A 2,500-nucleotide genomic window follows, 5' to 3' on the forward strand; every position below is an offset into this window, starting at 1 on the left:
TCGTCCGCTCAGGGTTAGTCAGGACCTAAGCCGAGGCCGACAGGCGTAGGCGATGGACAACAGGTTGATATTCCTGTACCACCTCTTTATCGTTTGAGCAATGGAGGGACGCAGAAGGATAGAAGAAGCGTGCGATTGGTTGTGCACGTCCAAGCAGTTAGGCTGATAAGTAGGCAAATCCGCTTATCATAAAGGCTGAGCTGTGATGGGGAAGCTCCTTATGGAGCGAAGTCTTTGATTCCCCGCTGCCAAGAAAAGCTTCTAGCGAGATAAAAGGTGCCTGTACCGCAAACCGACACAGGTAGGCGAGGAGAGAATCCTAAGGTGTGCGAGAGAACTCTGGTTAAGGAACTCGGCAAAATGACCCCGTAACTTCGGGAGAAGGGGTGCTTTCTTAACGGAAAGCCGCAGTGAATAGGCCCAAGCGACTGTTTAGCAAAAACACAGCTCTCTGCGAAGCCGTAAGGCGAAGTATAGGGGGTGACACCTGCCCGGTGCTGGAAGGTTAAGGAGAGGGGTTAGCGTAAGCGAAGCTCTGAACTGAAGCCCCAGTAAACGGCGGCCGTAACTATAACGGTCCTAAGGTAGCGAAATTCCTTGTCGGGTAAGTTCCGACCCGCACGAAAGGTGTAACGATTTGGGCACTGTCTCAACCAGAGACTCGGTGAAATTATAGTACCTGTGAAGATGCAGGTTACCCGCGACAGGACGGAAAGACCCCGTGGAGCTTTACTGTAGCCTGATATTGAATTTTGGTACAGTTTGTACAGGATAGGCGGGAGCCATTGAAACCGGAGCGCTAGCTTCGGTGGAGGCGCTGGTGGGATACCGCCCTGACTGTATTGAAATTCTAACCTACGGGTCTTATCGACCCGGGAGACAGTGTCAGGTGGGCAGTTTGACTGGGGCGGTCGCCTCCTAAAGTGTAACGGAGGCGCCCAAAGGTTCCCTCAGAATGGTTGGAAATCATTCGTAGAGTGCAAAGGCATAAGGGAGCTTGACTGCGAGACCTACAAGTCGAGCAGGGACGAAAGTCGGGCTTAGTGATCCGGTGGTTCCGCATGGAAGGGCCATCGCTCAACGGATAAAAGCTACCCCGGGGATAACAGGCTTATCTCCCCCAAGAGTCCACATCGACGGGGAGGTTTGGCACCTCGATGTCGGCTCATCGCATCCTGGGGCTGTAGTCGGTCCCAAGGGTTGGGCTGTTCGCCCATTAAAGCGGTACGCGAGCTGGGTTCAGAACGTCGTGAGACAGTTCGGTCCCTATCCGTCGTGGGCGTAGGAAATTTGAGAGGAGCTGTCCTTAGTACGAGAGGACCGGGATGGACGCACCGCTGGTGTACCAGTTGTTCTGCCAAGGGCATAGCTGGGTAGCTATGTGCGGAAGGGATAAGTGCTGAAAGCATCTAAGCATGAAGCCCCCCTCAAGATGAGATTTCCCATAGCGTAAGCTAGTAAGATCCCTGAAAGATGATCAGGTTGATAGGTTCGAGGTGGAAGCATGGTGACATGTGGAGCTGACGAATACTAATAGATCGAGGACTTAACCATATAATATGTAGCAAATGTTATCTAGTTTTGAAAGAATATAAAAAACTTGTTGACTTTAAAAGTTAAATGAGTTACAATGATTCTTGTCTTAAATGAATACAGTCTGGTAATGATGGCAGAGAGGCCACACCCGTTCCCATACCGAACACGGAAGTTAAGCTCTCTAGCGCCGATGGTAGTTGGGACCTTGTCCCTGTGAGAGTAGGACGTTGCCAGGCAATCCGGAGGATTAGCTCAGCTGGGAGAGCACCTGCCTTACAAGCAGGGGGTCGGCGGTTCGATCCCGTCATCCTCCACCATTTAGCCGACTTAGCTCAATTGGTAGAGCAACTGACTTGTAATCAGTAGGTTGGGGGTTCAAGTCCTCTAGTCGGCACCAGTTTTTATTGTAAGAGCCATTAGCTCAGTTGGTAGAGCATCTGACTTTTAATCAGAGGGTCGAAGGTTCGAGTCCTTCATGGCTCACCATTTTAATTAATATGCGGGTGTGGCGGAATTGGCAGACGCACTAGACTTAGGATCTAGCGCCTTTGGCGTGGGGGTTCGACTCCCTTCACCCGCACTTTTAATAAAATATCTCAAACATGTCTTGCGGAAGTAGTTCAGTGGTAGAATACAACCTTGCCAAGGTTGGGGTCGCGGGTTCGAATCCCGTCTTCCGCTCCAATTTTCAATATGACATGCCGGGGTGGCGGAACAGGCAGACGCACAGGACTTAAAATCCTGCGGTGGGTGACCACCGTGCGGGTTCGACCCCCGCCCTCGGCACCATATGCGCCCGTAGCTCAATTGGATAGAGCGTTTGACTACGGATCAAGAGGTTAGGGGTTCGACTCCTCTCGGGCGCGTTTTCTTTCGGGAAGTGGCTCAGCTTGGTAGAGCACCTGGTTTGGGACCAGGGGGTCGCAGGTTCAAATCCTGTCTTCCCGATACTTGTTTGGGGCCT

At 51.8% G+C, this 2,500-nt stretch carries 9 tRNA genes and 2 rRNA genes (2 of these 11 cut by a window edge); all 11 read left to right on the forward strand.

The features are described from left to right. Window positions 1-1,554: ribosomal RNA gene (locus DN407_RS00445) — 23S ribosomal RNA — on the forward strand (it extends 1,368 nt beyond the left edge of the window). 102 nt (window positions 1,555-1,656) lie between these two features. Continuing rightward, window positions 1,657-1,772: ribosomal RNA gene (gene rrf, locus DN407_RS00450) — 5S ribosomal RNA — on the forward strand. Window positions 1,773-1,777: 5 nt separating this feature from the next. Continuing rightward, a tRNA-Val gene (locus tag DN407_RS00455) sits at window positions 1,778-1,853 on the forward strand. Between the two features lie 4 nt (window positions 1,854-1,857). After that, a tRNA-Thr gene (locus DN407_RS00460) sits at window positions 1,858-1,933 on the forward strand. Between the two features lie 13 nt (window positions 1,934-1,946). Further along, window positions 1,947-2,022, forward strand: a tRNA-Lys gene (locus DN407_RS00465). Window positions 2,023-2,035: 13 nt separating this feature from the next. After that, window positions 2,036-2,116: transfer RNA gene (locus DN407_RS00470), tRNA-Leu, on the forward strand. Window positions 2,117-2,145: 29 nt separating this feature from the next. Beyond that, window positions 2,146-2,220, forward strand: a tRNA-Gly gene (locus DN407_RS00475). Window positions 2,221-2,236: 16 nt separating this feature from the next. Then, window positions 2,237-2,325: transfer RNA gene (locus DN407_RS00480), tRNA-Leu, on the forward strand. Window positions 2,326-2,328: 3 nt separating this feature from the next. Further along, a tRNA-Arg gene (locus DN407_RS00485) sits at window positions 2,329-2,402 on the forward strand. An 8-nt stretch (window positions 2,403-2,410) separates the two neighbouring features. Next, window positions 2,411-2,484, forward strand: a tRNA-Pro gene (locus DN407_RS00490). Between the two features lie 9 nt (window positions 2,485-2,493). Then, a tRNA-Ala gene (locus tag DN407_RS00495) sits at window positions 2,494-2,500 on the forward strand (it continues 69 nt past the right edge of the window).

It is taken from the genome of Bacillus sp. JAS24-2, assembly GCF_008274905.1.
GTDB lineage: Bacteria > Bacillota > Bacilli > Bacillales > Bacillaceae_G > Bacillus_A > Bacillus_A cereus.